Origin of the sequence: uncultured Campylobacter sp. (genome assembly GCF_938045405.1) — a bacterium.
Classification (GTDB): domain Bacteria; phylum Campylobacterota; class Campylobacteria; order Campylobacterales; family Campylobacteraceae; genus Campylobacter_B.
In genome coordinates this window covers 1-5,162 of the sequence record NZ_CALIMW010000300.1, presented here as the reverse complement: position 1 = coordinate 5,162, position 5,162 = coordinate 1, and the positions used below count along the sequence as shown (strand labels likewise).

The 5,162-nt window shown below is 48.9% G+C and carries 3 protein-coding genes; all 3 read left to right on the top strand.

All coding sequences use genetic code 11. From position 1 onward, the window contains the following. Positions 1–1,658: hypothetical protein (locus Q0140_RS12480; RefSeq protein WP_297965035.1), on the top strand; the 1,658-nt coding region annotated here is incomplete at its 5' end. A gap of 657 nt (positions 1,659–2,315) precedes the next feature. Further along, a complete protein-coding gene (lepA, locus tag Q0140_RS12475) occupies positions 2,316–4,112 on the top strand; it encodes a translation elongation factor 4 (RefSeq protein WP_297965034.1) in 1,797 nt (598 codons plus the stop codon). A 734-nt stretch (positions 4,113–4,846) separates the two neighbouring features. Then, positions 4,847–5,162: DUF6882 domain-containing protein (locus Q0140_RS12470; RefSeq protein WP_366112885.1), on the top strand; the 316-nt coding region annotated here is incomplete at its 3' end.

The following is a 5,162-nucleotide window of genomic DNA, read 5'->3' as shown; positions in this document are numbered from 1 at the left end:
ATCTATCTGACAAAGTTTATAAGGATGTCATCGCTACGCTTTATGACGGATATAAGCAAGATGTTGGCGGCACTCCTCAAGCCGTGTGCGGATTTTCGAGCGATCTTGATTTTGCGCTAAATTTTGGATTTGATTGCGCTAGCAATAGTGCCGATGGACGTTGCTCCACGGCTACCGCTAGCAGGACCGGCGGAGCTACAAATTACGTGCCATATCCTAATAGACCTACCGTTGTCTACAATATCCCTGGTGGTACACAGTTTTTCGCTAAAAATTCTAACGAGTGCCTAGGCTCTACGGGATATGATAGCAGATGCTATACATATAACGCAAGAACCCTAAGCTCAACTGTTACCGGAGGTTGGGAGGAAGCTGCTTCTGCTGCCGATACGGGTTACGGCTTGCCTATACCGCTTAGAACGGCGCTTAATTATTATTCCGATGCTTCATTAATAGGCGGACTTATCAATAGACCGAGAGGTGGCACAGGAATTAATTACGATTCTAAGTCGAGCGATTTTAGAATTTTGGCACAAGGATTTAGAGAGGGGCAGACCCCTGGTTCAACTGTGTATTTTAATTTCGCTAGGATGCATAAAACCCCTAGCACTCCGGTGCTCATCTACGCTAGTGACTTTGATGTCAGAGATGCGAAGAAGGGCGATCTTAAAACCTATGGAAAGTTTTGGCCGTCTAAGTTCGATAGCTCATATAATGCTATCTCGGATACTAACTCCGAGGATTATAATGAAGACAATATAAAGATATCAAAGGAGGATTTTGATACATTTATCACTAGAAAAGTTGAAGATACGACGGGAGTTAAAAAAGCAAAAATGAGCGTTGCAAATAAAGCTGATTATATAGCCGCTGCTAATTCCAATAGTAAGACCTATGCAACAGGTAAAACCGTTATAGATTATAGTGACAACGTAGGCACTTATGCGCTATTCGTCTATGGTACGTCATATGACAAGAGCCTGGGATCTAGAGTGTATCAAGCCACTACCAGAACCGGGGTAACCGTGCCTATTTATGCGCAGATTTATTGCGGTAGAACCGATAGGTGCGCGAATATGCCTGCTCCTAGCGCAGAACTTGCTTATGAAGCCCCTGGCTCGAATATATTTACAGTGCTAGCGGCTCAAGATCATAGCCTAACCGATTTTACGAAGTTCGTAGTAAATACTAGAGCTACTTTAAATAATATAGGAGCAGAATTCGTAAGCGCTTATACTAGCTTTACGCCTACTGGCGTAACTGTTCGCAGAGGTAATGTAGTAAGCGGCGGCAAGGAAGATATAGCTATCCAGGCTACCGTACCAGGTCAGGCTAGGATACGTATTGAAACTAACCCATGGCTTATCCATACGCCTGCTGAAAATCAGAGAACTATGTTTACCGTACCTCCTACTACTGGAGCTTACTCTAGCAGGTTTCCTGGTGTGCCACAGTATTTCAATCCTCTTACTGTAAATGTAAGAGCTGTTAGACCTACAGTCTGGGGTGGAGAAGGTCAAGTCAAGTCCGGTACGGAAGACGATGTAGGATCATTCGCTGGCGGTAGTACATCGGATAATAGTACTAGCGACACTTCGACGAATAAACTAGGTACGGGCGATATTCGCGATATTTACAATCAAAAGACCGATTGGTAGTATCTGTGTAAGCTCGTAGCACAAAGGCTAGCCTCCCGGCTAGCCTTTTTTTATGGGCGAAATTTTAGTTTTCTTAGCGACGGATATTTTAAAATTTCGCTTTGCAAATTTTTGTCTGTAAATTTTACGAGATAAGATTTTTTAGAATTTTAAATTGCGAAATTTTGCTGCGAAACTTGGCGGTAAATTTTACTTACTAAGATTTGCGCGTCGTAATGACATATAATTTACGCGCTAATTTCAAGCAGTAGAATTCCAAAGCAAAATTTTGCAGTTAAATTTTACCGTACGAAATTCTCGATTGTTAGCATGGCAAGCTTTGCATGGCGCGATCGCGTAAAATTTGCCGGAAAATTTCACCACTTAGAATTTTTCTGCCCCCAAACATAGCTGCAGAATCCCGTTTCATAAAATTCCGCATTCCAACCCTCATCCTAAAATTATATCGCGGTAAAACGCACCGCCGATAAAACTTAAAATTCTATTGCTAAAAGCCGCCCGTATCCCCCCCCTATCCTTCAAAATTTTATTTCGTAAAATTCCAATCCGCCTAAAGCTACCGTATAAATTTCGCCTCATAAATTCTATTCGCCCATTTACCCATTTTTAAATGAAATTTCGGCACAATGCGGCTTAAAATTTCATCAGGAAAGCCACTTGAAAACAAAAAATATCAGAAATTTCAGCATCATCGCGCATATCGACCACGGCAAATCCACGCTCGCAGACCGCCTGATTAGCGAGTGCAACGCCGTCGAGGCGCGCCAGATGAGCAGCCAGATCATGGATACGATGGATATCGAAAAGGAGCGCGGCATCACGATCAAAGCTCAGTCCGTGCGGCTCGAGTACGAGCTTGGCGGCGAGAAATACGTTTTAAATTTGATCGACACTCCGGGCCACGTAGATTTTAGCTATGAGGTCTCGCGCTCGCTGGCTAGCTGCGAGGGGGCAATCCTCGTCGTGGATGCCAGTCAGGGCGTGCAGGCGCAAACCATCGCAAACGTCTATATCGCACTAAAGCACAACCTTGAGATTATTCCCGTGCTCAACAAAATCGACCTACCCGCCGCCGATCCGCAGCGCGTAAAAGATGAGATCGAGCACGTCATCGGGCTTGATTGCAGCAGCGCGATCGAGGTCAGCGCCAAGACGGGCGCGGGCATCAAGGAGCTTTTAGAGGCGATAATCACTCGCATTCCCGCGCCCAAAACGGACGACGCCGCGCCGCTTAAGGCGCTCATCTACGACAGCTGGTTTGATAACTACCTGGGCGCGCTCGCGCTTGCGAGACTCTATGACGGCGTGCTGAAAAAGGGCGACGAAGTCTATATCATGGGTAGTGAGAACCGCCACGAGGTGCTCGATCTGATGTATCCCAACCCGCTCGCGCCCGCCAAAACCCGCGAGCTTAGCAGCGGCGAAGTGGGCATCGTAGTAATGGGGCTAAAAAATGTCGCCGACGTGCAGGTAGGTGATACGATCACGCTTTTTAAAAATCGCGCCGCCGCGCCGGTGGGCGGATTTGAGAAGGCAAAGCCCTTCGTGTTTGCGGGCATCTATCCCGTGCAGACCGATAAATTTGAAGATCTGCGCGACGCTTTGGACAAGCTCAGCCTAAACGACAGCTCGCTTAGTTACGAGCCCGAGACGTCGCTGGCGCTAGGATTTGGCTTTCGCGTCGGGTTTTTGGGGCTACTGCATATGGAGGTCGTAAAGGAGCGGCTCGAGCGCGAGTTTGATCTCGATCTCATCGCCACGGCGCCGACCGTCACATACGCCGTGTATCTCACGGACGGCTCGTGCGTGCGGATACACAGCCCCAGCGAGCTTCCCGCGCCAAATTTCATCGAGCGCATCGAGGAGCCCTACGTCAGGGCGACCATCATCACCCCGAGCGAGTTTTTGGGCAATCTCATCAGCCTTTTAAATTTGCGCCGCGGCATCCAAACCAAGATGGATTACATCACGCCTGAGCGCGTCCTGCTCGAATACGACGTGCCGACAAACGAGATCATAATGGACTTTTACGACAAGCTCAAGTCCTGCACCAAGGGCTATGCGAGCTTTGATTACGAGCCGATCGATTATAGGCGCGGCGATCTCGTAAAGCTCGACATCCGCGTCGCCGGCGAAGCGGTCGATGCGCTCTCGATCATCGTGCCCGCCTCAAAGGCCGAATCCAAGGGGCGCGACCTCGTCAAAGCGATGAAGGAGATCGTGCCGCGGCAGCTTTTTGAGGTCGCGATCCAAGCGAGCATCGGCAACAAGATCATCGCGCGCGAAAACGTCCGCGCCATGGGCAAAAACGTGACCGCCAAATGCTACGGCGGCGACATCACGCGCAAGCGCAAGCTGCTCGAAAAGCAAAAAGAGGGCAAAAAGCGCATGAAAGCGATCGGCAAGGTAAATCTGCCGAGCGAGGCATTTTTAAGCGTGCTGAAGATCGATTAAATTTTATGCTTGAGCGGGTGATTTAAATTTCATCTTTTGCCGCGCGGCCGTAAAATTTGCTTTTAAATTTTGACGATCGCTAGGGCGGTTTAAATTTAGCGGCTCGCCGTTCGGTATGAAATTTCGTCTTTAAATTTTACGATCTTAAGAGGCGATTTAAATTTTATGACCGCACGGCTTTAACTATCGCTTGCCGCCTGAGCTGATACATTCGCTGTTGCGCGCCCATTTTGTGCCGCTTTAAGCTCTAACGCTCGCTGCTCGGTCGTAAAATTCTGCCGCATGCCGTTAGGCTAAAATTTCATCTTTCAAATTTAACATTCCGCGAGCGGTTTAAATTTTTACCGTCCGTCAATCATTGCGGTCGCGCCCGTCATCTCCTACAGTTGCACTCGCCGTGCCCGTCGCCTTCTGCAAAATTTTATCCAGGCGGCGCCCGCTATGAAATTTTATCCGCTGCGGTTTTATAAAATTTGATTAAATTTTACTTCGCGCCGCATGAAATTTCCATAGCGCGAGCTTTTATAACAAAGCGGCGTATAAGAGGGCGCGCCGATAAATCCCGCAAAAGCGCTAAATTTATCGGCGCGGCAAAAAGGAGAAAAATGAAATTTTTAGATCGCTTGGGCGTGGATAGGAGCAGTTTTACCGATCTGTTTTCGGCGTGTTTGGGTTGCGGCGCAGGGATGCAAGAGATGGGCTAGAAGCTGATCGTAAAGGGCAGGCGCCGCTCTGTGGATCTAAAGCGCGGCAAGATCAGTTTCGGCGACGATGCGCCGCGCGCCATCTGGTATATCGGCAGCGAAGCGAGCGACAACCGCACGTGGCTGTGGGGGTACGAGAACATAAAACGCCTCGATGAGTGGCCACTTGCCTTTGCGCGAGATGTGCGCGATTTTGGCTTGCAGCACGGGCTAGCGGAGCTTGGCACGCCTAAGCTTGCACTAAGTGCGGAGATAAACGGGCATGCTCCAAGCGCGATCGCGTGCGGGCTATCGCAGGAGCCGTTATGTTACTACCGCTGCCCGCACGCCGGCGGAGCGGTATTTG